The sequence below is a fragment of the Paenilisteria riparia FSL S10-1204 genome (assembly GCF_000525995.1).
GTDB lineage: Bacteria > Bacillota > Bacilli > Lactobacillales > Listeriaceae > Listeria_A > Listeria_A riparia.
Genome location: NZ_AODL01000021.1, coordinates 25,568 through 49,205, shown reverse-complemented (window position 1 = coordinate 49,205; position 23,638 = coordinate 25,568). Strand labels below are relative to the sequence as shown.

At 42.7% G+C, this 23,638-nt stretch carries 23 protein-coding genes and 1 pseudogene; 16 read left to right on the top strand and 8 right to left on the bottom strand.

Annotated features, from left to right (window positions below):
* Nucleotides 1-4 precede the first annotated feature (4 nt).
* From hepT to PRIP_RS11110, 13 genes and pseudogenes are all read left to right on the top strand, one after another.
* On the top strand, nt 5-970 hold the full coding sequence (gene hepT, locus PRIP_RS11170; protein ID WP_036101270.1) for a heptaprenyl diphosphate synthase component II: 966 nt from the start codon (nt 5-7) through the stop codon (nt 968-970).
* Between the two features lie 13 nt (nt 971-983).
* The gene (gene ndk, locus PRIP_RS11165; RefSeq protein ID WP_036101239.1) at nt 984-1,427 is read left to right on the top strand and encodes a nucleoside-diphosphate kinase; all 444 of its coding nucleotides are present in this window, start codon (nt 984-986) and stop codon (nt 1,425-1,427) included.
* 358 nt (nt 1,428-1,785) lie between these two features.
* Nucleotides 1,786-2,952 carry a chorismate synthase gene (aroC, locus tag PRIP_RS11160; protein ID WP_036101238.1) on the top strand — a complete coding sequence of 389 codons (1,167 nt, stop codon included), beginning with the start codon at nt 1,786-1,788 and terminating at the stop codon, nt 2,950-2,952.
* A 2-nt stretch (nt 2,953-2,954) separates the two neighbouring features.
* The gene (aroB, locus tag PRIP_RS11155; RefSeq protein ID WP_036101237.1) at nt 2,955-4,046 is read left to right on the top strand and encodes a 3-dehydroquinate synthase; all 1,092 of its coding nucleotides are present in this window, start codon (nt 2,955-2,957) and stop codon (nt 4,044-4,046) included.
* Nucleotides 4,043-4,408 (top strand): chorismate mutase, encoded by a 366-nt coding sequence (aroH, locus tag PRIP_RS11150; RefSeq protein ID WP_036101236.1) that lies wholly within the window; start codon nt 4,043-4,045, stop codon nt 4,406-4,408. Before aroB ends, aroH begins: the two co-directional genes overlap by 4 nt.
* 13 nt (nt 4,409-4,421) lie before the next feature.
* Entirely contained in the window at nt 4,422-5,507 is a 1,086-nt protein-coding gene (hisC, locus tag PRIP_RS11145; protein WP_036101235.1) for a histidinol-phosphate transaminase, read from the top strand.
* 13 nt (nt 5,508-5,520) lie between these two features.
* The gene (locus tag PRIP_RS11140; RefSeq protein ID WP_036101234.1) at nt 5,521-6,621 is read left to right on the top strand and encodes a prephenate dehydrogenase; all 1,101 of its coding nucleotides are present in this window, start codon (nt 5,521-5,523) and stop codon (nt 6,619-6,621) included.
* A gap of 12 nt (nt 6,622-6,633) precedes the next feature.
* Nucleotides 6,634-7,911 carry a 3-phosphoshikimate 1-carboxyvinyltransferase gene (gene aroA, locus PRIP_RS11135; protein ID WP_036101233.1) on the top strand — a complete coding sequence of 426 codons (1,278 nt, stop codon included), beginning with the start codon at nt 6,634-6,636 and terminating at the stop codon, nt 7,909-7,911.
* Between the two features lie 136 nt (nt 7,912-8,047).
* Nucleotides 8,048-9,298 (top strand): tetratricopeptide repeat protein, encoded by a 1,251-nt coding sequence (locus tag PRIP_RS11130; protein WP_036101232.1) that lies wholly within the window; start codon nt 8,048-8,050, stop codon nt 9,296-9,298.
* A gap of 34 nt (nt 9,299-9,332) precedes the next feature.
* Nucleotides 9,333-9,866 (top strand): ReoY family proteolytic degradation factor, encoded by a 534-nt coding sequence (locus tag PRIP_RS11125; RefSeq protein ID WP_036101231.1) that lies wholly within the window; start codon nt 9,333-9,335, stop codon nt 9,864-9,866.
* Nucleotides 9,867-9,964: 98 nt separating this feature from the next.
* Nucleotides 9,965-10,558: a lipoprotein heptaprenylglyceryl N-acetyltransferase LhaT gene (lhaT, locus tag PRIP_RS11120; protein ID WP_036101230.1), complete on the top strand. Its 594-nt coding sequence runs from the start codon at nt 9,965-9,967 to the stop codon at nt 10,556-10,558.
* Between the two features lie 71 nt (nt 10,559-10,629).
* The gene (locus PRIP_RS11115; RefSeq protein ID WP_036101229.1) at nt 10,630-11,313 is read left to right on the top strand and encodes a zinc metallopeptidase; all 684 of its coding nucleotides are present in this window, start codon (nt 10,630-10,632) and stop codon (nt 11,311-11,313) included.
* Nucleotides 11,314-11,359: 46 nt separating this feature from the next.
* A pseudogene (locus PRIP_RS11110) lies at nt 11,360-12,615 on the top strand (BaiN/RdsA family NAD(P)/FAD-dependent oxidoreductase).
* Here the strand turns inward: PRIP_RS11110 and PRIP_RS11105 are convergent.
* From PRIP_RS11105 to PRIP_RS11095, 3 genes are read right to left on the bottom strand one after another with little or no spacing between them, the layout of a single operon-like run.
* Complete coding sequence (locus PRIP_RS11105) at nt 12,540-13,109, bottom strand: DUF1801 domain-containing protein (RefSeq protein ID WP_077912987.1); 570 nt, start codon at nt 13,107-13,109, stop codon at nt 12,540-12,542. The pseudogene PRIP_RS11110 and the gene PRIP_RS11105 sit on opposite strands and share 76 nt — an antisense overlap.
* The gene (locus tag PRIP_RS11100) at nt 13,109-14,098 is read right to left on the bottom strand and encodes a serine hydrolase domain-containing protein (RefSeq protein ID WP_036101228.1); all 990 of its coding nucleotides are present in this window, start codon (nt 14,096-14,098) and stop codon (nt 13,109-13,111) included. Before PRIP_RS11100 ends, PRIP_RS11105 begins: the two co-directional genes overlap by 1 nt.
* Before the next feature lie 7 nt (nt 14,099-14,105).
* Nucleotides 14,106-15,740 carry an NAD-dependent malic enzyme gene (locus PRIP_RS11095; RefSeq protein WP_036101227.1) on the bottom strand — a complete coding sequence of 545 codons (1,635 nt, stop codon included), beginning with the start codon at nt 15,738-15,740 and terminating at the stop codon, nt 14,106-14,108.
* 133 nt (nt 15,741-15,873) lie between these two features.
* Between PRIP_RS11095 and PRIP_RS11090 the strand changes: the two genes are divergently transcribed.
* On the top strand, nt 15,874-16,989 hold the full coding sequence (locus PRIP_RS11090; protein WP_036101226.1) for an NAD(P)/FAD-dependent oxidoreductase: 1,116 nt from the start codon (nt 15,874-15,876) through the stop codon (nt 16,987-16,989).
* Here the strand turns inward: PRIP_RS11090 and PRIP_RS11085 are convergent.
* The 5 genes from PRIP_RS11085 to PRIP_RS11065 all read right to left on the bottom strand — a co-directional run bounded on the left by PRIP_RS11085 (nt 16,979) and on the right by PRIP_RS11065 (nt 22,387).
* Entirely contained in the window at nt 16,979-18,994 is a 2,016-nt protein-coding gene (locus PRIP_RS11085; protein WP_036101225.1) for an ABC transporter permease, read from the bottom strand. The genes PRIP_RS11090 and PRIP_RS11085 overlap by 11 nt on opposite strands.
* Nucleotides 18,969-19,739 carry an ABC transporter ATP-binding protein gene (locus PRIP_RS11080; protein ID WP_036101224.1) on the bottom strand — a complete coding sequence of 257 codons (771 nt, stop codon included), beginning with the start codon at nt 19,737-19,739 and terminating at the stop codon, nt 18,969-18,971. Before PRIP_RS11080 ends, PRIP_RS11085 begins: the two co-directional genes overlap by 26 nt.
* A 96-nt stretch (nt 19,740-19,835) precedes the next feature.
* The gene (locus PRIP_RS11075) at nt 19,836-20,813 is read right to left on the bottom strand and encodes a sensor histidine kinase (RefSeq protein ID WP_077912986.1); all 978 of its coding nucleotides are present in this window, start codon (nt 20,811-20,813) and stop codon (nt 19,836-19,838) included.
* Nucleotides 20,813-21,508, bottom strand: coding sequence for a response regulator transcription factor (locus tag PRIP_RS11070; protein WP_036101223.1), 696 nt, complete (start codon nt 21,506-21,508; stop codon nt 20,813-20,815). Before PRIP_RS11070 ends, PRIP_RS11075 begins: the two co-directional genes overlap by 1 nt.
* 12 nt (nt 21,509-21,520) lie before the next feature.
* Nucleotides 21,521-22,387, bottom strand: coding sequence for a YitT family protein (locus PRIP_RS11065; RefSeq protein WP_036101222.1), 867 nt, complete (start codon nt 22,385-22,387; stop codon nt 21,521-21,523).
* 119 nt (nt 22,388-22,506) lie between these two features.
* Between PRIP_RS11065 and PRIP_RS11060 the strand changes: the two genes are divergently transcribed.
* Together PRIP_RS11060 and dapB are read left to right on the top strand one after the other, a co-directional pair.
* On the top strand, nt 22,507-22,836 hold the full coding sequence (locus PRIP_RS11060; protein WP_036085816.1) for a nucleotide pyrophosphohydrolase: 330 nt from the start codon (nt 22,507-22,509) through the stop codon (nt 22,834-22,836).
* On the top strand, nt 22,836-23,624 hold the full coding sequence (gene dapB, locus PRIP_RS11055) for a 4-hydroxy-tetrahydrodipicolinate reductase (protein WP_077912985.1): 789 nt from the start codon (nt 22,836-22,838) through the stop codon (nt 23,622-23,624). Before PRIP_RS11060 ends, dapB begins: the two co-directional genes overlap by 1 nt.
* Nucleotides 23,625-23,638: the final 14 nt, after the last annotated feature.

Genomic DNA, 23,638 nt, shown 5'->3' with positions numbered 1-23,638 from the left:
GCAGATGAAACTTAATTTTCTATATTCTAATATTCAAGCGGATGTAGCGGCAATCGAGGAAGAGTTGCGACTTGCTGTGAAATCCGAACAAGCACCGCTAGTGGAAGAAGCTGCGTTACAACTGCTCAATGCTGGTGGAAAGCGGATTCGGCCAATTTTTGTTTGTTTAACGGCACGGCTCGGCCAGTTTCAGTGGAATCAAGTAGAGCAGGCGGCTGTTGCGGTGGAGTTAATACATATGGCTTCCATTGTGCATGATGATGTGGTGGATGATGCGGATGTCAGGCGCGGCTTGCCGACGATTAAATCGAAGTGGGGCAACCATGTGGCTATGTATACTGGCGATTTTCTATTTGCCAAATCACTCGAATACATGACCAAAATTGCTAACTTAGAGGCGCATCAAGTGCTTTCGAAAGTAACGGTCGAATTGGCTGTTGGTGAAATTGAACAGTTACGCGCAAAATACGATTTTGAGCAAAATGTAAGGACGTATTTGCGTCGCATTAAGCGCAAAACGGCATTATTGATTGCGGCGAGTTGCGAACTTGGCGGTATTGTGGCTCAGCTCGATTCGAAGTGGCATCGCAAACTTTTCTTGTTCGGGTATTATGTGGGAATGTCTTTCCAGATTACCGATGATGTATTGGATTTTACCGGATCAGAGAAAACGCTCGGAAAACCTGCAGGAGAGGACTTGCGCCAAGGAAATGTGACGTTGCCTGTCTTTTTTGCAATGGAAGACAAGGCGTTTCGTGCGCAGCTTCGTCAGATTTCAGAAACAACGACGAAAGAGGATATGGCGCCGTTCATTGAGACGATTAAGGCATCAGGAGCTATCGCTAAATCAGAAGCAATTGCAGAAACCTATTTACAAAAGGCCATCGGAATTTTAGATGAGTTCCCGCCTTCCAAAGAATTAAAACCGTTGAAGCAAATCGTGCAGTTTTTAGATAAACGAAAATACTAGGGAGGCATGAGCTATGGAAAGAACGTATTTAATGGTAAAACCAGATGGTGTACAGCGTGGACTTATTGGTGAAATTGTGAGTCGCTTGGAGAAAAAAGGACTGAAATTGGTCGGCGCCAAATTCATGCAAATCGATGAGGAGCTCGCAAAACAACATTATGCGGAGCATGTCGGCAAAGCATTTTTTCCAGATTTATTAGCATTTATCACGTCTGGGCCAGTTTTTGCAATGGTTTGGGAAGGTGATGAGGTGATTTCACTTGCGCGTCATATGATGGGGAAAACAAACCCGCTAGAAGCAGAGCAAGGAACGATGCGCGGGGATTTGGCGGTACATATGAATCGGAATGTGATTCACGGTTCGGATTCGCCGGAAAGTGCGCAACGGGAAATCGGTCTTTTTTTCAAGGAAGAGGAATTGATTTCGTATGAGAAAGCCATCGATGTTTGGTTATAAACTGGATAAGGAATAGATGGAGGTTGGAACAAACTCAAGATAAAGCAAAACCGCTGGGCCATTTACTTTGGGTAGGACGAAAATTTTGCTTTACACAAATCGAGCGAAAGCGTTTGTATTCAGGGGATGTGGTGGAAGCCGGAAGCGGAGCATACTGGTGTATGTGAGAACCGGAAGTCTGCCGCATCCCCTGAATGCGAGCGCTTGTCGCCGATTTATTTGGGTTATGTTCCATCCTCTTTCGTTATTTTCTGTTTACGTCGGGTTGGAATTATGATATGATATTACAAATACACTTTAAAGCGCTAAAATATTTTTAGTTTTTAATAGATTGAAAAATGGAAAGGAAGTAGAGAAGATGAGATACTTAACAGCGGGAGAATCGCATGGCCCAGGCCTTACGACAATTATTGAGGGATTACCAGCAGGGATGCCTCTTTTAGCAGAAGATATTAATAAAGAATTGACAAGACGTCAAGGCGGTCACGGTCGCGGCGCTAGGATGCGGATTGAGACGGATCGTGCGCAGATTTCAGCAGGGATTCGTCACGGCAAAACGATGGGTTCGCCTGTTGCTATTTTTGTGGAGAATAAAGATTGGAAGAAATGGGAAACTGTAATGAGCATTGAGCCTGTTCCTGAGAAAAATGAGGCGTCGCGCAGAGTTTCCCGTCCACGTCCAGGTCACGCGGATCTGGTCGGTGGCATGAAGTACGGGCATCGCGATATGAGAAATGTGTTAGAGCGTTCTTCGGCTCGTGAAACAACGGTACGTGTGGCGGCAGGTGCGATTGCGAAGAAGCTGCTTGCGGAACTTGGTATTGAAGTGGCAGGTCATGTGCTCGAAATCGGTGGTGTTCGCGCAGAATTGACGCGGGACTACTCGATTAAAGAAATTCAAGAAATCTCGGAAGCATCGTCAGTACGTTGCTTAGATACGGCCAAAGAAGAAGAAATGAAGCAAAAAATCGATGACGCGAAGAAAAATGGTGATACGATTGGTGGCATTGTGGAAGTTGTTGTTGGTGGCGTACCAGCGGGTCTAGGCAGTTACGTGCAATGGGATCGTAAATTAGATGCTAAAATTGCGCAAGCCATCGTGAGCATCAATGCGTTTAAAGGTGCAGAGTTTGGTGTTGGTTTTGAGGCGGCACGCAAGCCAGGTAGTGAAGTGATGGATGAAATTTTATGGTCCGAAGAAGATGGCTATACGAGACGGACGAATAATTTGGGTGGTTTTGAAGGCGGTATGACGAACGGGATGCCAATTGTTGTTCGTGGTGTCATGAAGCCGATTCCGACGCTGTACAAGCCACTGCAAAGTGTAGACATTGATTCGAAGGAAGTTTTTAATGCGAGTGTGGAACGTTCAGATAGTTGCGCGGTTCCTGCAGCGAGTGTTGTTGCTGAAGCCGTTGTTGCTTGGGAAGTTGCCCAAGCCGTTTTAGATAAATTTGATAGCGATCGTTTTGATGTGCTTCGCGCGCATGTGGAGGAACATCGTGCTATGACGAAGGAGTTTTAAAGATGGCAGAAATCACAGTGACGACGAAGGATAAAGTATATCCAGTTTATATTAGCAAAAACGCACTTCATGAACAGGCGGAGAGCTTAGTGTCCGAACTTAGTCGTTTTTCGCAAGTATTTGTGATGACGGATGCCAATGTTGCGAAAGTACATTTGAATAAATTAGATGAACTGCTTGCTCCACTTGAAAAGGTATCCTACTACGTGACGCCTGCAGGTGAGGAAGCGAAAACATTTGCGGTTTATGAGGATGCGATGACAAAAGCAATAGAGGCTGGACTGGATCGTAAATCGGTCTTGGTCGCTTTTGGTGGTGGCGTGATTGGAGATTTGGGTGGTTTTGTGGCTGCGACGTATATGCGAGGCATTGCTTTTTATCAATTGCCAACGACGGTGCTGGCGCATGATAGTGCGGTTGGTGGGAAAGTCGCGATTAATCATCCGCTAGGCAAAAATATGGTTGGAAATTTTTATCAACCGGAAGCTGTGATTTATGATACGTCTTTATTTGGTACTTTATCGGAGCGGGAAATGCGATCTGGGTTTGCGGAATTAGTGAAACATGCGCTTATCCGCGATCCGGCTATGCTTGTGGAATTGATGGAGACTTACAAGATGCCACGTGATTTATATGAGGTGGACTTGACACCGTACTTGGCGCGAGGGATTGCGATTAAGGCGGAGATTGTTTCGCGAGATGAGACGGAGCAAGGTATTCGAGCATTTCTTAATTTTGGTCATACGTTTGGTCATGCGATGGAGGCTTACGGTGCATTTGGTAAGTGGCTTCACGGTGAGTCGATTACATTTGGCATGATTTACGCGCTAGATATGAGTGAGCAGTTGCTCGGCCTTGATTTCGATAAAAATGCGTTGTTGAAATGGCTGGCGGCGCTAGGATATGAGGTTCATTTGCCAAAAAATCTTGATTTTGATGTACTATTAGAACATATGAAACACGACAAAAAAACAACATTTAACGAAATAACGATGGTTTTGCTGGAGGAAATCGGCAAGCCTACGATACAAAAAGTGACGGATGATGTCATTGAAGCGACATTTAAGCGCGTGAGTCAGGAGGGGCAAGGATGATTAGAGGCATTAGAGGTGCAACAACGGTAACAACGAATACAGCGGAAGCGATTTATAAGGCTTCGGCAAACTTGTTTCAGGAGATAGTAATCGCTAATAAATTAGAACCAGAGGCTATTTCTTCGGTCATTGTCTCAGTGACAAGCGACATTGATGCGGCATTTCCAGCCAAACCGATTCGTGAATTGGCAGGGTTTCAATTTGTACCAGTTATGGGTGTGATGGAAATTCCAGTTCCGGGTGCGCTTGCGATGTGTATTCGGCTGATGGTCAACGCGGAAGTTGGAGATGTAACGCAACAAGACGTCACACATGTTTATTTAGAGGGTGCAACCGTTTTACGACCAGATTTAGCCAAATAGGAGGAATTGTAAAATGAAGTGGAAAAAAACATTAACGGGGCTACATTCTTACAAACCCGGTAAACGCGAAGAACAAGTCATGGCCGAACTTGGCTTAACGGAAATTACAAAACTATCTTCCAATGAAAATCCGCACGGTGTTTCACCAAAAGTTGCGGCGTTCATGAAAGATGCTCATATAGATTTAGAAATTTACCCAGATGGCTGGGCGACAGAATTACGTACGCAAGTCGCGGCGTATCATGATGTGGAAGAAGAAGAACTTATTTTCACGAGTGGTGTGGATGAATTGATTGCTTTAATAGCACGGACATTGCTTTCTCCTTCGACAAGCACGGTGATGGCGACACCAACTTTTCCACAATATCGGCAAAATGCATGTATTGAAGGTGCGGAACTACGAGAAGTGCCACTGACAGAAGCGGGCAATCATGACTTAGCGCAAATGTTAGCTTCTATCGATTCATCGACAAGCGTTGTTTGGTTGTGCAACCCGAATAATCCGTCTGGTAATTACATAGAACTAGATGAAATCATTCATTTTTTACGTCAAGTGCCTAGCGATGTGTTGGTTGTTTTGGACGAGGCGTATGCAGAATATGTTGTTCCTCAACCGGAAAAACATATGCACTTGATTCATGAATTTCCGAATTTGATTATTACGCGGACATTTAGTAAAATTTACGGTTTGGCAAGTTCGCGCGTTGGTTATGGTGTGGCGAACCAAGCCGTTATTAGCCAAATTAATATCGTCAGACCGCCGTTTAATACAACAACACTTGGTCAAAAATTAGCACAAATCGCGTTGAAGGATGATGCGTTTATTGCTTCCTGTCGTGCGGAAAATGCGGCAGGCAGAAAGCAATATGAGGATTTTGCGGCGGCAAATGAGGGTGTGCACGTGTATCCAGCGCAAGGCAATTTTGTTTTGGTGGATATTGGGTTACCAGCCGATGAAGTCTTTCGTTATTTAGAGAAGAATGGCTATATTGTGCGTTCTGGTTCGGCTTTAGGCTTTCCAAGAGCAGTGCGGATTACAGTGGGCACGAAAGCAGATAATGCGGCGGTTATTGCGTTGTTACAACAATTAGTGAAGTAAGGGGTTTTGGAAGATGAGAGGAACAGTCGTTATTGTTGGACTTGGCCTAATTGGCGGGTCGATTGCACTTTGTATTCGTGCGAAACATCCACAGGCGCATATTATCGGTGTTGATATTTCGGAACAAACGATTTTATCAGGAGATTCACTTGGTATTATTGATGAAGGTACAACGAATTTATCGGATGTTGTGTCGCGCGCGGATTTACTTGTTTTTTGTTGTCCAGTGCAGCAAACGGAGCGCTTCTTAGCGGAATTACCTTCGTATGTGTTGAAGGAGAATGTTATTATTACTGATACGGGTAGCACGAAGCAACGTGTGATGGAACAAGCGACGGCTGTTCAAGCATTAGGACATGTGTTTATTGGTGGGCATCCGATGGCGGGTTCTCATAAGAGCGGTGTGACAGCGGCTAAATCGTTGTTATTTGAGAATGCGTATTATTTGTTTACGCCAAGTGAGGGTGAGAATCCGAAGCATGTAGCAGATTTACGAGTGTGGCTGGAAGGAACCAACGCGAAATTCTTAGAGTTGTCAGCTGTAGAGCATGATACGATTACCGGAATGCTTAGCCATTTACCGCATATTGTGGCCGCGGCCCTTGTGAATCAGACGAGTGATTTTACGCAAAAACATCCAGTGGCTTTTCGACTAGCGGCGGGGGGGTTTCGAGATATTACGCGGATTGCTTCTTCTGATCCGACGATGTGGACGGATATTTCGCTTTCGAATAAAGAGGCATTGCGCGAACTGCTTGAGAACTGGCGTGATAGTATGAATGAGGCGCTGGTGATGCTGGAAAAAGAAGACGCGACGGCGATTCATCATTTTTTCGATACGGCAAAAGAGTTTCGGGATTCGTTGCCGGTGCATCAGGAAGGCGCGATTCCATCTTTTTACGACTTATTTGTCGATGTGCCAGATTATCCTGGTGTGATTTCGGAAGTGACAGGATTCTTGGCGCAGGAAGAAATCAGCTTGATTAATATTAAAATTTTAGAAACGCGGGAAGATATTATGGGGATTTTGCAAATTACGTTCCAAAATGAGAAGGACCGCGAACGTGCAAAACGCTGTATTGAAAAGTATAGCCATTACCAATGTCATTTTTGAGGGAGGATTACGATGCAGTTAGTAACCAATAAGCAAGGTTTGAACGGGACAATTCGGGTTCCTGGAGATAAATCGATTTCGCATCGCAGTATTATGTTCGGTGCTTTAGCGAACGGGACAACAACGGTGAGCAATTTCTTGAAAGGGGAAGACTGTTTAAGTACGATTGGTGTTTTTCGAGCGCTAGGTGTTCCGATTGAGGAATTTCAGGACAAGATTGTGGTGCACGGCACGGGTTGGGACGGATTGAAACGGCCGGATGCGACGCTTGACGTTGGGAATTCGGGTACGACGATTCGTTTAATGTTAGGTATTTTAGCGGGACGTCCGTTTGATGCTACATTAGAAGGTGATGCGTCGATTGCGAAACGTCCAATGGGTCGTGTGATGTTGCCATTACGCGAAATGGGTGCCATTTTTGAAGCGAAAGATGCAAATTTTGCTCCGGTGAAAGTAACAGGAACGAAGCTACAACCGATGACGTATAGGCTACCAGTTGCCAGTGCTCAAGTGAAGAGCGCAATTATTTTTGCGGCACTTCAGGCAGACGGAGAAACGACGATTATTGAAAAAGAAAAAACGCGCGACCATACCGAGCAGATGATTCGTCAATTTGGTGGTACGATTATAACGGAGGGCTTAACGATTCGTATCAATGGTGGCCAAGAATTCCAAGGACAAAATGTAGTTGTTCCAGGTGATATTTCTTCCGCAGCATTTTTCATTGTGGCGGGTCTAATCATTCCTAATAGCAAAATTCGGCTTGAAAATGTGGGCCTCAACCCAACAAGAACGGGTATTATTGATGTTGTCAAAGAAATGGGCGGTAAAATCACGGTGGAGCAGACGAGTAAGGCAGGGGATGAACCCGCTGGGACAGTCATTGTAGAAACAAGTGATTTAAAAGGCATTGAAATTGGCGGCGATATTATTCCACGCCTCATCGATGAACTGCCAGTCATTGCGCTACTAGCATCGCAAGCAACTGGGAAAACCGTTATTAAAGATGCCGAAGAGCTAAAAGTAAAAGAAACAAATCGGATTGATGCAGTGGTTACGGAACTTTCCAAAATGGGTGTGGCGCTCGTTGGAACCGACGATGGCATGGTTATCGAAGGCAACCAAACATTACACGGTGCGACTGTCCAAAGTTACGGGGATCATCGCATGGGAATGATGCTACAAATCGCAGCCTTGCTAGCAGATTCTGATGTTACATTAGAAAATGCAGAAGCAATTAATGTTTCGTATCCGAGCTTTTTTGATGATGTAACTTCTTTATATAAGTAGAGGCAGGGCGTGTGCAAATTTTGCATGCGTTTTTGTTTGGTATAAAATCAGGAAAATAAGAAAGACTGTTTGACTTGTTTTGACCTTTTGGTTATAATAAGCCTACGAAATGGGATAGATGTGAGGAGTATGAACAATGAAATATGCAGAGCAGATGTTAGTGGCTTTGGAGCAAGAAAATTTGCCAGAGGCGCAGAAATATTTCCAACAAGCATTGCAAAATGGGACGGATGAGGAACAATATTGGTTGGCGGAGCAGTTATTTCAACTTGGATTTCTCGAAGAAGCAGAGGATTTATATGAATTATTATTGGCGAAATATAAAGATGAGGGTGAATTGCTCGTTCGTGCGGCGGAAGTTGCGATTGAAAAGGATGATATCGAAGGTGCAATGGAGTATTTGGAGCAAGTAAACGAACAAGATGATGCGTATCCGGAGAGTTTGCTCGTACTTGCCGACTTATATCAAATGCAAGGACTTCATGAGGTGACAGAAGCGAAGTTAGAACAAGCTAAAGCGCTATTGCCAAATGAGCCAGTCATTGATTTTGCATTAGGCGAGTTTTATTTATCGACTGCGCGGTTTGCTTCGGCGGTGCAAAGTTATCAGGCAGTGCTTGATGCGGGCGTGACGGAGTTTGCGGGAAGCCAGATTTATGAGCGAATTGCGGAAAGCTTAGCGAGCAGTGGTGCTTTTGAAGAGGCGATTACGTATTACGAGAAGGCGCTAGCTGAACAAGAAGATGTGAATACGTTATTCGGTCTTGGTTTGACGAGTTATCAAGCGAAAGATTACACGAAGGCGATTCATGCGCTGGAACATTTGAAAGAACATGACCCTGGATTTACGACGCTATACACGTATTTGGCCAAGAGCTATGAGGAAAACGGTGAGCCAGACAAGGCGCTACAAGCATTGGCAGATGGTTTAAAACAAGATGAATTCAATAAAGAACTATTTTTAGAAGCTGGAAAATTGGCTTGGAAAAACGACCAGGCAAAAGATGCGGAACATTATTTCCGTCAGGCGATTGCACTTGACCCAGAGTTCATTGATGCGATTTTAGAAGTGAACAAGATTTTGCTGAAAAAAGCTGATTATGAAGGTATTGTTGAGTTGGTGGAGTCGCTTGAACAAGAAATTTTAACGGAGCCGCAAATTTTTTGGGACGTAAGTGTTGCATATCAGGAACTAGATAATTATAATAAAGCAAAAGAAAGCTATGACCTTGCTTACCCACATTTTGCAAACAATGCTACTTTCTTAAAAGAATATGGTTTGTTCTTGCGAGAAGATGGTGACGTTGCGAAGTCAGAGCAAGTGTTAGCGCAGTATTTAACGTTTGAGCCTGGTGATGAAGAAGTTTTAAGTTTGTTAGACTATTAATAGATCCCCATTTTGATGGGAAGGAGTGAGTGAAATGAAAGCATCGATTAGCATTGAGGATAAGAAGGACTTTGTTAGATGGTTATTAAGTCAGCATCAAATGAAAATAAGAGAATCTATGTGGATTCTTAATTACATTGCGGGGCATGATCAAATTATGAAATATGTTCATTTTGTCGATAATGCAGAAGGTTGCCCTCGTGGACTTGTACTCACTTCTCACGGTGTGGATGATGAGCCGTTTCGTTTCTTTAAAGGCAATATTGTAACGAGTGATCCAGAAAAAGCATTTCACGATATTCGCTTGAATTGGGATGAAGAAATATATATTCAGCTGCATTTCCCGGGTGTAGTTACTTCGCCACAATATGCGTTAGTGCGCGAGGATAGCCCGTTCCAAGAATTGCTTATAACAGATTCCGATAAGCAAATAGCAGCCCAATTCTTAGATTCTGCAGTGGCTCATTTTTCGAAAGAGAAGTTACTTGTCGAAATCGACGCGGCGTTAGATAATTATGATGAAGAAAGATTCCAAGAGTTGATGGAACAATTTAAGCAATATAGTTAAATAGAGGCACCTGTTTTCTTAGAAATGAGAAAGCGGGTGTTTTTTTTATCGAAATTTGGTATGATAGAAAGACGAGAAGATTGGGGGAACAGGGAGTCATGTATCGATATTTAGCGAATCGGTCGTTTTTACGACTGTTATTTATAGTGAATTTACTAGGAGCGGTTTACGGTTTTATTTGGTACTTGCCACAGTTAGAAATCACGGAGCCGCGTTTTTGGCTGTTTGTACCGGATAGTCCGACGGCTGTTTTGTTTTTTGTATTTGTTTTGATGGCGTGGCTTGCAAAGAAACATTGGCCATTGATGGAGGCGCTGGCATTTGTGTGTCTTTTGAAATATGGAGTGTGGGCAGTTGGAATGAATCTAGCGTATATGATTAATTTGGGACATCTGGATTTACTTTCGTTGATGTTGTTGGTGTCACACGGTTTGATGGCAATTCAGGCATTTATTTATGCTCCATTTTACCGAATTAAGTTCCAGCATTTTGCGATTGCTGCGATTTGGACATTACATAATGATGTGATTGATTACTTATTTGGCCAGATGCCGATTTATGGCGGTTTGGATCAGTATATCACGGTGATTGGTTATTGCACTTTTTGGCTAACCATTTTTGTTTTATGGATTGTTTATAAAAAAACATTGAAAAATACCGCTTTTAAATTAGAATTTCCTCATGAAGCTTAAAAGTTATTGAGGTTTGGCGGTTTCTCCTATATAATAAAAGTATTAAGTAGCTAGGAGGATGGAAATTTATTATGAGTATACAAATGTATATTGTTTATTTTCTGATTGTGGCTTTGATTCCATTATGGGCACAATATCGTGTGAAAAGTACCTACTCACAATATTCAAAAATTGCGATTCGCACAGGACTGACAGGAGCGCAAGTAGCTCGCCAAATTCTGGATGCGAATGGTTTGCATAACGTTCCAGTACAAGAAACTAGCGGTGTATTAAGTGATCACTATGATCCACGTAAAAAAGCAGTCTTCCTATCATCCGCAAATTTCAACGGTCGTTCTATTTCTGGAACTGCGGTTGCGGCGCACGAAGTTGGTCATGCAATTCAAGATGCGCAAGATTATGCGTTTATGCGTTTTCGTTCCGCATTAGTACCGATTACGATGTTTAGCTCGAACGCTTCATGGATTTTTCTAATCATCGGGATGTTGGCAACCCTGCCAAACCTGATGCTGATAGGTATTGTTTTAATGGCGGTTGGCGTTTTGTTCCAATTAATTACGTTGCCAGTTGAGTTTGATGCTTCAAAACGAGCACTTGTCCAAATTAACCAACTTGGACTTGTGGAATCAGATGAATTACCACAGGCTCGCAAAGTATTAAGCGCAGCCGCGATGACATATGTTGCAGCAATGGCAGTAGCCGTTTTGGAACTTTTGAGATTGATTTTAATTTTTACAGGTATGAATCGAAACTAGATTTTTGGCGCTCTGCAAAGGGCGTTTTTTTAATGGGGGTCATAAGATGGATTTTGATGTGATTGTTATCGGTGGTGGACCGTCGGGTTTGATGGCGGCTATCGCGGCGGCTGAGAAGAATAAGCGCGTACTGCTCGTTGAAAAAGGGCCAAAGCTTGGACGGAAATTAATTTTGTCGGGTGGCGGGCGTTGTAACGTAACGAATCGAAAGCCTGCAGATGAAATTATTAAGAATATACCGGGGAATGGGCGTTTTATGTATAGCCTTTTTCAGAATTTAACAATGAAGATATCATCGCCTTTTTCGAAAAATTGGGTGTAGCGTTGAAGGAAGAGGATCATGGCCGGATGTTTCCTGTGACAGATAGCGCGCGTTCAGTGGCGGATGCGATGATTTCGCGTTTGGACAAATTGCAAGTGAAGGTTTACATGAAAACACCTGTAAAGCGTGTGAATTATGCGGACACAGAAGTGACTGGTGTTACACTCGCAGACGGTCAAGACATCACTGCACACTCTGTTATCATTGCTGTTGGCGGGAAATCGGTGCCTCGGACAGGGTCAACCGGTGATGGCTATGCTTGGGCGAAAGCCGCTGGGCACACGATTACGGAGCTTTTTCCAACAGAAGTTCCGATTACATCTAACGAACCTTTTATTAAAAGCAAAGTGTTACAAGGTATCTCGTTACGCGATGTTGCTTTATCGGTATTAAATCCAAAAGGAAAAGCGATTATTACACATCAAATGGATATGATTTTCACACATTTCGGTGTATCAGGTCCAGCTGCATTGCGTTGTAGCCAGTTTGTGATTCAAGGTTTAAAGAAATTCGACGTTTCGGAATTAACGATGACGATTGATTTCTTTCCTGACATTGCAAAAGGTGAGTTAGAACAGCAAGTGATGCAGCTAGTCAAAGATAATCCGAAAAAAGCGGTTAAAAATGCGTTGAAATCGCTGATGCAAGAGCGGATGTTGCTATTTCTTTTAGAGCGGACGGAAATTGATCCAGACGCGGATTGTATTTCAGTGGCGCAAAAAAAATGGCAAAGCTTCCTCGAAACATTGAAGAAATTCGCTTTCCAAGCAAATGGTACGCTTGATTTTGAGAAGGCATTTGTGACTGGCGGTGGTGTTTCTGTGAAGGAAATCGTACCAAAAGAAATGCAATCCAAGTTGATGCCAGGTTTATTTTTCTGTGGTGAAATATTAGATATTAATGGCTATACGGGTGGGTATAATATTACGTGCGCGCTAGTGACAGGACGGTTAGCTGGTGTGAATGCAGCTATTCGATAATATACAAGAAAAGATTGAGGAAACTTCCATATTGGGAGCACCTCAATCTTTTTTATTTTTTTAATCGCCGTTTCGTACTGGCTAATCCATTCATCCACGGTGACTTTACTTGCTAGCTCGCCGATGAGTTCGTAGGGGATTTTTTTCGGATTGGTGAAACGAATGCAGCCTTTGCCCATGTTGAGTTTTGTTGTCATATGCTTTGGATATTCGGCTTGAAACCAAGATAGTAGCGGCTCGTTAGCGGAAAGTCCCATGTGATAGACCGCGATATGGCGTTTTTGGGCGGCAATGGCGAAAAAGGGAAGCGAAAGGTTCGTGTCGCAATGATAGCCATCAGGATAGCGCGTTTTTGGAACGACATAGGATGGCATACCATATTGGATTTCTTTCATGAAGCCAGTGGGTATATTTTCATCCACGACTTGCATCAATCTTGCAAAACCTTCTTTTTGTTCTGGCGCAACGTCTTCCATGTACTCTTCGATTTTCATTATTTCCCTCCTATATCTTGCATAAATTGATTTACAATATGTTCGCGACGCGCTAGAAACACTGCGTTATCTCGGTTCGGATGGATTCGATTTGTTAACACGATAAGCGCTGCTTTCAGCTTCAAATCAATAACTAGAAAAGTCCCTGTGAAGCCCGTATGATAAATCGCAAAATGGTCACGAGCAGGTACTAAATCCCAACCAAGTCCGCGCGATCGGTTTAAATTTGGCGTATAGTTTTGTTGTAATGTTACAATCGTTTCTGGTTTTAAAAGCGGACCATCTTCATGCAAAAGTCCTTTTGTAAAGCGAATGAGGTCGGGAAGGTTACTGAATAAACCCGCGTGACCCGCGACACCGCCCATTTTCCAGGCTTTGAAATCATGAACTTGACCAGAAATAAGCCCGCGTTCTGGGTGAAGTTCTGTTGGTACGAAGATGTTTGTCACATCAGGATTGAAACTGCTTGCATGCATCTTTAATGGCGCCAATACATTGGTTTGCACTTGTTTTTCTAAGTCACCGCTCAATACTTCTAAAATATAGCCAAGCAATAAAAAGTTGGCATCGGCATACGTGACGTCCGTGCCGGAAGCCGTTTCTTGAGGCGTCTCTATGCAGTATCGATATACGTCTTGTTTCGTTGCAATCGTATAGTTGGGAATGTTTTTCGCAAGCCCAGAGCTATGTGTTAAAAGGTGTAAAATCGTTACTTCTGGATAGCGAAAATCGGGTAGAAAAGTTATTACGGGGTCTTCCAAATGGATCTTCCCAGCTTCGATATGTTGCAAAATAAGAGTCGTTGTCGCAATGACTTTCGTGAGAGATGCGATATCATAAATTGCCTCAGGTTCTAAAACGACTTTTTCAGGGATGAGCTGTTTCATGCCGATGACGTGTTGTTTTGTCCGGTTTGGCGAGATGACGGCATAGGAAATGCCTGGTACGACGCCATCTGTGACCATTTTCTTTAACAAGGTATCCAACATAGTTACATCACTCCTTATATTCAGGAATCCAAATAGCTTCGTTTACGGCTTGGAGTGGATCGGTAATTTCGCGGTTATTCAATCCTTGTTCGATTGTTTTTTTGACAACAGCAAGTGTGACAGCATGAGATGTTTCGCGCAATGTAGCAACGGGTGGCAAGAGAGCGGCGCCAGTGTTTGTCACATCGCTAATTTGTGTGGCAACCGCGTGACTTGCAGCCGCGAGCATTTCATCTGTAATTCCGCGGGCTTCGGTAATCACTGCCGCTAAGCCAAGTCCTGGGTATAGTAAAGCATTGTTTGCCTGCCCAATAACATACGTATCGCCGCTATATTCGACCGGTTCAGAAGGGCTTCCCGTGACAACTAGTGCACATCCCTTTGTCCAAGTAATCAAATCTTGTGCTGTAGCTTCGGCCAATTTCGTTGGATTAGATAATGGCAAAATCGCTGGCCGCTCTGTATGGCGACACATCTCGCGAACAACATCCTCCGAGAAGACCCCTGCAACGCCAGAACAGCCAATTAACATTGTTGGCTTCACATGTTTCACAATCGCTAAAAGTGTCGTTAAACGCTTTGAAAAGGCCTCACTGCTTCGAGCATATTTACGCTGTCCAGAAGTTAAACTTGGCAAATCATCTGTCAACAACCCCGGACGATCTACTAAATAAAAACGTGATTTCGCTTGTTCGGCGGTCAATCCTTCATTCGCCACCATTTCAGCGACTAGTTGATCGGCAATTCCGATTCCAGCGGTTCCTGCTCCAAAAATGACGATGCGTTGTTCTGACAATGGCATTTTCGAAACACGCGTCGTTGCTAAAGCTGCAGCTACAACCATGGCGCCAGTGCCTTGAATATCATCATTAAATGTACATAATTGCGCACGATACGTCTCCAAAATCCGGCTCGCGTTGTCTCGTCCAAAATCTTCCCAATGCAAAACGGCTTTTGGAAAAGATGTTTGAACGGATGCAACAAATTTCGCGATAAAAGCGTCATACTCATCTGCTTGTAGTCGTGGTTTGCGCAATCCTAAATAACGGGGATCAGCGCGTAAGGCTTTGTTGTTTGTTCCAGCATCAATCACGACGGGCAGCACGCAATCGGGGGCAAGACCAGCTGCGACGGTGTACACTGCTAGTTTGCCAATCGCAATGCTGACACCATTTAAGCCCCAATCGCCTATGCCAAGCACACCTTCGCCATCTGTTACGACAAGCATTCGTATTTTTTCAGGATGAGGTATGTTTTGTTTGAAAATTTGTGTAATATCGATGTCGCTATCTGCTTGTAAAAATAATGCGTCTTGCGAGTTTTGCCAGTTTTCGTGGTAGGTCATGACTGCTTGGCCGATGGTGGGCGTGTAAATAATGGGCATCAATTCAGTTATATGATCCATGACTAATTTGTAAAACAAGGTTCGATTTTCGCTATAAAGTCCCATCACGTATAGGTGTTGCTCAAGCGGTGTATTTTTTGTATGTAACGCTTCGTAAGCACGGGAAGCTTGTTCTTCTAATGTTTCGATTTGTGCGGGTATTAGACCATGTAAGCGCCATTTCTCGCGTTCTTCTTTTGTAAATGCGGTTCCTTTGTTTTGGATTGGGTCATTTAGTCGTGTATAGCCATTCATCATTTTATCCTGCTCCTTTTGTAGTCTTACCTACATTTTACACTAGATTAGCCTTAAAAATCGACTAATTACAACAGACTTGTGTTCTATGTTTGGAATTTGTATAATGAGTGGGATTAGATGGAGGGAAGAAACTATGGAAAAAATCGTGATTATTGGCGGAGGAATCGTGGGGATGACCGCGGCTTACTTGCTTTCCAAACAGCAGAAAGAAGTTATTGTTATCGATAAACAAGAACGAGGTCAAGCAACATATGCAGCAGCAGGCATTATTTGTCCGTGGCTTTCGAAACGACGAAATAAAGTCTGGTATGAGCTAGCCAAAGACAGCGCGCGTTATTATCCCGAGCTTATCAAGCAACTAGCGCAAGACACCACGAAAAATACAGGTTATAAAATGGTCGGTGCGCTTTGTTTACGCGATACAGAAGAAAAGTTAATTGAATTGGAACAAATTGCGCGTAGCAGAAAAGAAGAAGCACCAGAAATCGGTGAAATCAAACGGTTAACGCCAAGCGAGACGCAGAATATGTTTCCAATCGTTGCTTCTGATTTTGGTTCGGTATATGTAAGTGGTGGTGCGCGCGTCGACGGTGCCGCCCTGGTTGCGGCGTTACAAGATGCGGCGATGAAGCAAGGCGCGACGGTGATTCATGGAAAAGCGAGACTAGAAAAAAAATCCGAAACCGTTCAGGTAGTTGTGAAAGAACAACATTGGATGGCTGATAAAATTATTTTAGCAGCAGGTGCCTGGCTTCCTGAGCTGATTCAGCCACTCGGTCTGCAAGCTGCGATTCATCCACAAAAAGGTCAATTGCTTCATTTGGAATGGAATGAGCAGGTGACGAATGACTGGCCTGTTGTATTGCCGCCAAGCGCTAAGAGCATTGTACCATTTGATGACGGACGAATGATTATTGGTGCGACACATGAAAATGAGGAAGGATTTGATTTAGAGCCAACCGAAACTGCGAAAGTAGAAATTTTAGACGAAATTGCTCGTTTTGCGCCAGAAGTAAAGCACACCAAAATAGCGGAAATCCGGGTAGGCACGAGACCATTTACACCAGATTTCACGCCAATTATTGGAACTTTGCCGACAGCTAAATCTATTTTTGTAGCTAACGGACTTGGTTCTTCAGGGCTAACAACAGGTCCTTACGTCGCCAAATTATTGGTGGATTTGATTGCTGGAAAAAAATCGCAAACTGATATCACTGATTTTGACCCAAGCAATGCTATTACTTCATAACGCGATATAATTGTTTCAAGTAATTGTATTTTACTAAGAAATAATAAATGCACTGGACGCCGACAAAAATACCAATGACAATCCCGACGTTTTGCCAAACATTGAATTCTAGCAAGCTTTGTAGCGCTATAAAAGCAACGATGGAGTGAATAATCGCGACAAGTAACGGTAAGAAAAACATGACTCTTAGTTGTCGTGCTACAATTTTGTGCAGTTCAGGTTTAGTGAGACCGATTTTGAACAACATTTTGTATTGTTGATCGTCGCGTTTTAAATCGCTATGGAGACGAAGATAGATAAATCCTGCGGAGAAGGTATAGAATACGGCGCCGCATAGGACGGTTAGTAACATTAACAAGCCGTTTGTTTGTTTCATTCCTTGCCATTCTAAGGCTAGTGATTGGAAGCTGACGTAATCGCCAGTCTCACTGTCCATATTGTGCTCGTTCCATTTGTCGACGTCGGTTTGTAGTTTCTTGGAAGCGGGAATGGTTTTTTCCCAGTTTTTTGTATGGAATAGACTGTAATTCAACAGGTAATTCGAGTTGTCATCAGGGTTTTCTCGAAATTGCGCTTCGGATTTTTTCCATAGGGCATCGATATCGCTCTGATTGGCAATGACTGTAACGTCTTCCATACTACTCACTGTGTAATTGTACGGGAAACGATTGATTGGCGCTGCTTGTTTGACAGGTAGTGTTACTTTTTGTGACTTAAAGGTGATGTCAAGTTCCTTTGGTAAATCTTTTTTTAGTTTATCAGCACTTGGTGAGCTACTTGGTAACAAAATCACACTGCCTGGCGCTACAGAGAGTTTCTTTTCATTACGCAATCCCATCAACGCATTGTAGTTATCAATCGATAAGAAAGTGTAAAGCGACGTTTCATCAGGCGTTACAAAGTACGTTATTTGATAAAATTTACCTGATGCTGTTTTATAATCTGTAATGTTTTCGCTAGCAAATGTTTTTTTAGCATCTATCAGAAGGCTTTGGTCTACTGGTTTACCGCCATAAGCGCTGTACGTAATTGCATATGGATTTTGCGACATCTCAGCAAGACCGCTACTACCAACGGCTGAACTTGTTCCCATCGCCGTAATTGCCGTAGCCGAAACGACCGCAACGATGAAAAAAGTACTCACATTGTCACGCATTTGATAAATTAATTCAGAAAATGTAAGCAAATTAGTCCGCTTGAAGAAAAAACGCTCACGCTTACGCAACCGATTCAAAACAAAGACAAGCAGTTGACTAAAGAAGAAATACGTACCAATCACAACAAGCACAACGCCAATGAGTAATGGCTTAAACGAAAAATCAAACCGATTCGTGAAAATCAAAACGGTCCCGTATCCAGCGCCGATGAACAAAACAGCGAGGAGAGCAAGATACCAAGCAGCCTTAATTTCTTTTTTCGGTTGTTTTTGGGAGGCGAGTAGCTGCTTTAAGTTATTGACGCGCACAGAAAAAGAAGTCACGACAGAAATCACTAAAAACATACAGCCAAAAATTAAAAATGTGATTAAAATCGGCTTCCAAGGCATATAAAAAGGCAATGTTTTCGTTAACGATAAAATATTAGAGCAAATCAGCAAAATCACTTTTGAAAAAATAAAGCCAAACAAAATTCCGCAAATCACAGCGGCAAGTCCAGCTAGCATATTTTCCCAAAAAATCAATTTTGTCAGCTGTTTCTTATTAATACCTTGAATAAGTAAAAGACCAAATTCTGCTTTTCGCGTTTTTAAGAACGTACTAACAGCGTAAAAACAAGCAAAAGCAGAGAACAACACAATAATCACTTGCGATATTTGAAAGCCAATCATGGCAAAATAACTCAGTGTCTCACTAGAAGAGTCAATCGTATCTTGAAATTCAGGGTGAAAAATAAGTAAAGCATATACAAAAAACATGGTTACTGCAAAAAATGTCGTAAAGAAGTAGGGGCCATAGACTTTCGGATTACGACGGACATTATTAATGACGAACTGGCGGAATGACATGTTGCTTTCCCCCTAGAAGTGTTAACGTATCCATAATTTGCTGATAAAAAACAGCCGTGTTATCCCCACAATAAATCTCATTATAAAGCGAACCATCTTTAATGAAAACGACGCGATCACAATAAGAAGCAGCTTGCGGATCATGCGTGACGAGCAATATTGTCGCTTCTTCCTCTTGGTTTAAACGACTAAGTAGCTGCATCACTTCCATACTATTTTTCGAATCTAAGTTTCCTGTCGGTTCATCCGCTAAAAATAACTTCGGATCGTGAATCGCAGCGCGTGCAACCGCAGTACGTTGCGATTCTCCACCGGATATTTCATAGGTGCGTTTCGCCAAAATCGGCGTAATACCAAGCTTTTCTGCAATCACTTCGAGCCGCGCGTCCATCTCTGCAAGTGGCGTGCCATCAAGCGTTAACGGTAATAAAATATTTTCGCGGACCGTCAATGTATCTAATAAATTAAACGACTGAAAAATAAATCCTAATTCTTTCCGTCTAAATGTAGCAAGATCGTTGAAGTTCAGCAAATAAGGGTTCGCATCATGAATCAAGACATTTCCGCTTGTTGGAGGATCAATCGTCGCAATCATGTTTAACAGCGTTGTTTTGCCACTCCCAGAAGGTCCCATGATACCAACAAATTCCCCTTTTTCAACCGTTAAATCCAAATTGGAAATCGCTTGATAATTCACGTTTCCAGTATATATTTTATTGACTTTCTCTACTTTTAAAAGCGCCATATGTAGGCCTCCCTTTCTATTAACTAAGATTAGTGTAGCAAAAATAGAAAATCGGAAGTATTGATTACGACAACAAAGTCTTACGTTCTTGTAAGTTTATTTTGGTATGCGAATAAGAACCGTTGTACCGATACCAACTTCTGATTCGATAGAGAGCTTGTAACCAAGTTTTTGACAGATTTCAGAGACGAGGAAAAGCCCCATACCTGTAGACTCTTGAAATTTACGCCCGTTTTCACCGGTGAAGAAAGGACGTAAGACGCGTGGTAAGTCCGCTTTTTCAATACCGATGCCGTTGTCGCGAACCGTTAATGCGCAATACTTCGCTTCCAAGACGGCATTAATTTCAATTGTACTGCCTTTTTCAGGAGAATATTTAATAGCGTTTGTAAGCAGTTGACCGAGCATGAAAATGAACCATTTCTTATCCGTTTCGAATTGGAAGTCTTCGTCGATTGTCACTTTCGGATAGAGTTGTTGGCGAATAAAGAGACGCTTATGTTCATTGACAGCTCCAGTGACAAGCGTGCGCAAATCACTGTATTCGACAACGAAATCATTTTCAAATGTTTCCAAACGAAGTGTATATAGCACGGTGTCAAGTCCTTGTTTGATGCGATCGGTTTCTTCTTGAATGCTACGTAACGTCGGGTCAGACTGATTTTGTGTCATTAGCTCGATAACGGAGACGGGCGTTTTCATTTGGTGTACCCACTGGTTAATGAAGATATTTCTGTCCGCATCTTTGGAACGCCATTTTTGCAAATCGATTTGGTAGGCTTGGTATTGCTTGGCTAAATAATATTCGAACGCTTGACTAAAAGCAGAGCCTTTGTCGGGTTGAAACTCCGAGGCCACTTGTTCCGGATGTTCAAGACGCTTATAAATACGGCGATAACCCACATACCGAATCGTTAAAAATAAGAATAGCAAGCACCGTCCACAGAAACAGTACGTAAAGAAGCAACATCCCATTGCGAAAACCATCCAACCAAAAAATACCGACTGTGGATAGCGCGAGTACCAAGGCGAATAGCAAAAAAAGAAAATATGACTTTTCAAAAAAAGACGCATCAAGACTCCTCCTTGTAGACCCACTGATAGCCATAGCCGCGTACCGATTTAATCGGATCTTTTACACCAAGGTCTAGTAGTTTTTTACGCAATCGGGCGACATTCACACTGAGCGTGTTATCATCAATAAACGTGACTTCATCCCAAATTTCTTCATAAAGCAAGTCACGATTGGCGACATTTGGCGCTGTTCGCCAAATTACTTCAAGTAACTTCGCCTCATTTTTGCTTAATTCCAGTGACTTCCCATTTCGTTCAATCGTGAATTTCAAAGGATAAAAAGACAAATTGCCTTCATGAAATTCAGGTTCTTGGTATTGATTTGCGAAATCACCGTACACGCGTCGTAATTGTGCACGTACTTTAGCAATCACGACTTGGTAAGAGAATGGCTTTGTTATGTAATCATCAGCCCCATTTTCCAGTGCCATGACTTGATCGATTTCTCCATCACGAGCTGAGATAAATATAATCGGACATGTTGAGAGTTCACGAATTTTGCGACACCAAAAATAACCGTCATACTTCGGCAAATTAATATCCAGCAAGACAAGATGCGGCATCATCTTCTCAAAAAGTGGCATTACATCATCAAAATCCGTCGTTACATGGGCATCCAGATTGTATCTGCGCAAATAATCTTGCAATAATGTCGCAATTTTTGGATCATCTTCTATAATTAATATTTTTTCCAATATAATCCCTCCCTAAAGTAGCGGTTTTTTATTCTCGTCTAGTGTGAATCCTTCACCCATAACGTCATGGACAATTGAGACAGAAACAAAGGCATGGGGATCAATCGCATTGACGATATTTTTCAATTGCACAATTTCATTTTTAGCAACGACGATATAGAGGACATCTTGGTCGTTTTTAGAAAAGCCACCGCGTCCCTCTAACACTGTCACACCACGATTCATCGCAAGCATAACGTGTTCTGTAATTTTGTCATTATGTGGAGAAATAATAAGTGCACCCCGAGCAGCATAAGCTCCTTCTTGCATAAAGTCAATCACACGTGCTCCGATAAAAACGGCAACGAGCGTATACATCACCTGGCGAACATCTAAATAGGACAACGATAGTGTAAGCACCACGGCATCAATTGCAAAAAGCGTTCGCCCCATACTAATCCCTTTTTTACGGTTTAGCACTTGGGCAATAATGTCACTACCGCCTGTTGTACCACCGTATCGAAACACGAAACCAAGCCCGATACCGGTGAAACCACCAGCAAATAAGGCGACAAGCAATAAATCTTGATGCAAATCCAATTGATAAGGTACGCGTTGAAAAATCCATAAAGACAAAGAAAGTCCAACCGTTCCAATAATCGTGTAAATCAGGGCCCGATTTCCAAGAATACGCCAGCCAATAAAAAATAACGGAATATTGAGTGCTAAATTAGAATACGCTGGATCAATACCAGTGAAATGTAGGAGTAAGAGCGTAATCCCTGTTAAGCCACCTTCTCCCAGGTCATTGGCAATATTAAAGTTGACAAGACCGAATCCATAAATAGTTGTTCCGAGTAGAATAAATAAAATATTTTTGATGCGGACATCACGCCACATAGCGCATCGCTCCTTTTTTATAGACGTAGCAATGGTTTGTTAGCTATAATGATTATAAGAAATCAAAATGGGGTAACCAACCCTTATATCAGTTTACCACAAAAGGAGCGTAATAAAGCATGGCAAAAACGATGCAACAACTACAAGATGAGGTAGACGCGCTGATTGGCCAGTTTGAAGAAGGCTATTTTTCGCCACTTGCAATGATGGCACGCGTGACAGAAGAAACCGGGGAACTTGCCCGCGAAATTAATCATTACTACGGAGAAAAGCCAAAGAAAGCAAGTGAACCAGAAAATACGGTAGCCGCAGAACTTGGAGACGTATTATTTGTGCTAATTTGTATGGCAAACTCGCTAAACATTAGCTTAGAAGAGGCCCACGATGCTGTCATGAAGAAATTTAAGGAACGTGACGCCGATAGATGGACCAAGAAGGAGGACAAATGATGAAGGTAGCAGTACTAGGTTTTAAAGGTAGAATGGGGCATGAGGTCGTAAAGACAGTCCTCCGCGAAGCAGACTTGGAATTAGTGGCAGTTTTAGATCATGCACCAAAAGAAAAAAACATACGTGAAATCACTGAATTTGCAACGCTTGACGTACCAGTTTTCGATGATTTAGAGCAGTTATTAACGAGTGTGAAAGTCGATGCTGTCGTTGATTTTACAACACCAAAAGTAGGCTATTCCAACACAAAAACTGTTTTAATGCATGGCGTGAGTCCGGTAGTTGGAACGACAGGCTTTACACCAGAACAAATCTTTGAATTAACGGAACTGGCCGCATCTAAAAAAATCGGAGCGATTATTGCGCCTAATTTTGCCGTTGGGGCGGTGTTAATGATGCAATTTGCACAAAAGGCTGCGAAATATTTTCCAGATGTGGAAATTATCGAGTTACATCATGACAATAAGTTAGACGCACCAAGCGGTACAGCAGTGAAAACCGCGGAAATGATGGCGGAAGTTCGTAATCCGAAACAACAAGGTGCTGCGCAGGAAGAAGAAACAATGAAAGGAGCGCGTGGTGCAGACTATGAAGGCATGCGTATTCACAGCGTTCGCTTGCCAGGTTTAATCGCGCATCAACAAGTGCAATTCGGCGCAGAAGGGCAAGGCTTAACGATTCGCCATGATTCTTATGATCGAATTTCCTTCATGTCTGGCGTCGCTTTTTCGATTCGTCAAACAAAAGAACTAGACACACTGGTTTACGGTTTAGAAAATTTAATTTGATGAGGAGTGGAAAT

What these genes read in the sequence shown, in the direction of transcription:
- hepT (WP_036101270.1), top strand. Translation starts at nt 5, where the DNA reads ATGAAACTTAATTTTCTATATTCTAATATTCAAGCGGATGTAGCGGCA.
- ndk (WP_036101239.1), top strand. Translation starts at nt 984, where the DNA reads ATGGAAAGAACGTATTTAATGGTAAAACCAGATGGTGTACAGCGTGGA.
- aroC (WP_036101238.1), top strand. Translation starts at nt 1,786, where the DNA reads ATGAGATACTTAACAGCGGGAGAATCGCATGGCCCAGGCCTTACGACA.
- aroB (WP_036101237.1), top strand. Translation starts at nt 2,955, where the DNA reads ATGGCAGAAATCACAGTGACGACGAAGGATAAAGTATATCCAGTTTAT.
- aroH (WP_036101236.1), top strand. Translation starts at nt 4,043, where the DNA reads ATGATTAGAGGCATTAGAGGTGCAACAACGGTAACAACGAATACAGCG.
- hisC (WP_036101235.1), top strand. Translation starts at nt 4,422, where the DNA reads ATGAAGTGGAAAAAAACATTAACGGGGCTACATTCTTACAAACCCGGT.
- PRIP_RS11140 (WP_036101234.1), top strand. Translation starts at nt 5,521, where the DNA reads ATGAGAGGAACAGTCGTTATTGTTGGACTTGGCCTAATTGGCGGGTCG.
- aroA (WP_036101233.1), top strand. Translation starts at nt 6,634, where the DNA reads ATGCAGTTAGTAACCAATAAGCAAGGTTTGAACGGGACAATTCGGGTT.
- PRIP_RS11130 (WP_036101232.1), top strand. Translation starts at nt 8,048, where the DNA reads ATGAAATATGCAGAGCAGATGTTAGTGGCTTTGGAGCAAGAAAATTTG.
- PRIP_RS11125 (WP_036101231.1), top strand. Translation starts at nt 9,333, where the DNA reads ATGAAAGCATCGATTAGCATTGAGGATAAGAAGGACTTTGTTAGATGG.
- lhaT (WP_036101230.1), top strand. Translation starts at nt 9,965, where the DNA reads ATGTATCGATATTTAGCGAATCGGTCGTTTTTACGACTGTTATTTATA.
- PRIP_RS11115 (WP_036101229.1), top strand. Translation starts at nt 10,630, where the DNA reads ATGAGTATACAAATGTATATTGTTTATTTTCTGATTGTGGCTTTGATT.
- PRIP_RS11105 (WP_077912987.1), bottom strand. Translation starts at nt 13,109, where the DNA reads ATGAAAATCGAAGAGTACATGGAAGACGTTGCGCCAGAACAAAAAGAA.
- PRIP_RS11100 (WP_036101228.1), bottom strand. Translation starts at nt 14,098, where the DNA reads ATGTTGGATACCTTGTTAAAGAAAATGGTCACAGATGGCGTCGTACCA.
- PRIP_RS11095 (WP_036101227.1), bottom strand. Translation starts at nt 15,740, where the DNA reads ATGATGAATGGCTATACACGACTAAATGACCCAATCCAAAACAAAGGA.
- PRIP_RS11090 (WP_036101226.1), top strand. Translation starts at nt 15,874, where the DNA reads ATGGAAAAAATCGTGATTATTGGCGGAGGAATCGTGGGGATGACCGCG.
- PRIP_RS11085 (WP_036101225.1), bottom strand. Translation starts at nt 18,994, where the DNA reads ATGTCATTCCGCCAGTTCGTCATTAATAATGTCCGTCGTAATCCGAAA.
- PRIP_RS11080 (WP_036101224.1), bottom strand. Translation starts at nt 19,739, where the DNA reads ATGGCGCTTTTAAAAGTAGAGAAAGTCAATAAAATATATACTGGAAAC.
- PRIP_RS11075 (WP_077912986.1), bottom strand. Translation starts at nt 20,813, where the DNA reads ATGCGTCTTTTTTTGAAAAGTCATATTTTCTTTTTTTGCTATTCGCCT.
- PRIP_RS11065 (WP_036101222.1), bottom strand. Translation starts at nt 22,387, where the DNA reads ATGTGGCGTGATGTCCGCATCAAAAATATTTTATTTATTCTACTCGGA.
- PRIP_RS11060 (WP_036085816.1), top strand. Translation starts at nt 22,507, where the DNA reads ATGGCAAAAACGATGCAACAACTACAAGATGAGGTAGACGCGCTGATT.
- dapB (WP_077912985.1), top strand. Translation starts at nt 22,836, where the DNA reads ATGAAGGTAGCAGTACTAGGTTTTAAAGGTAGAATGGGGCATGAGGTC.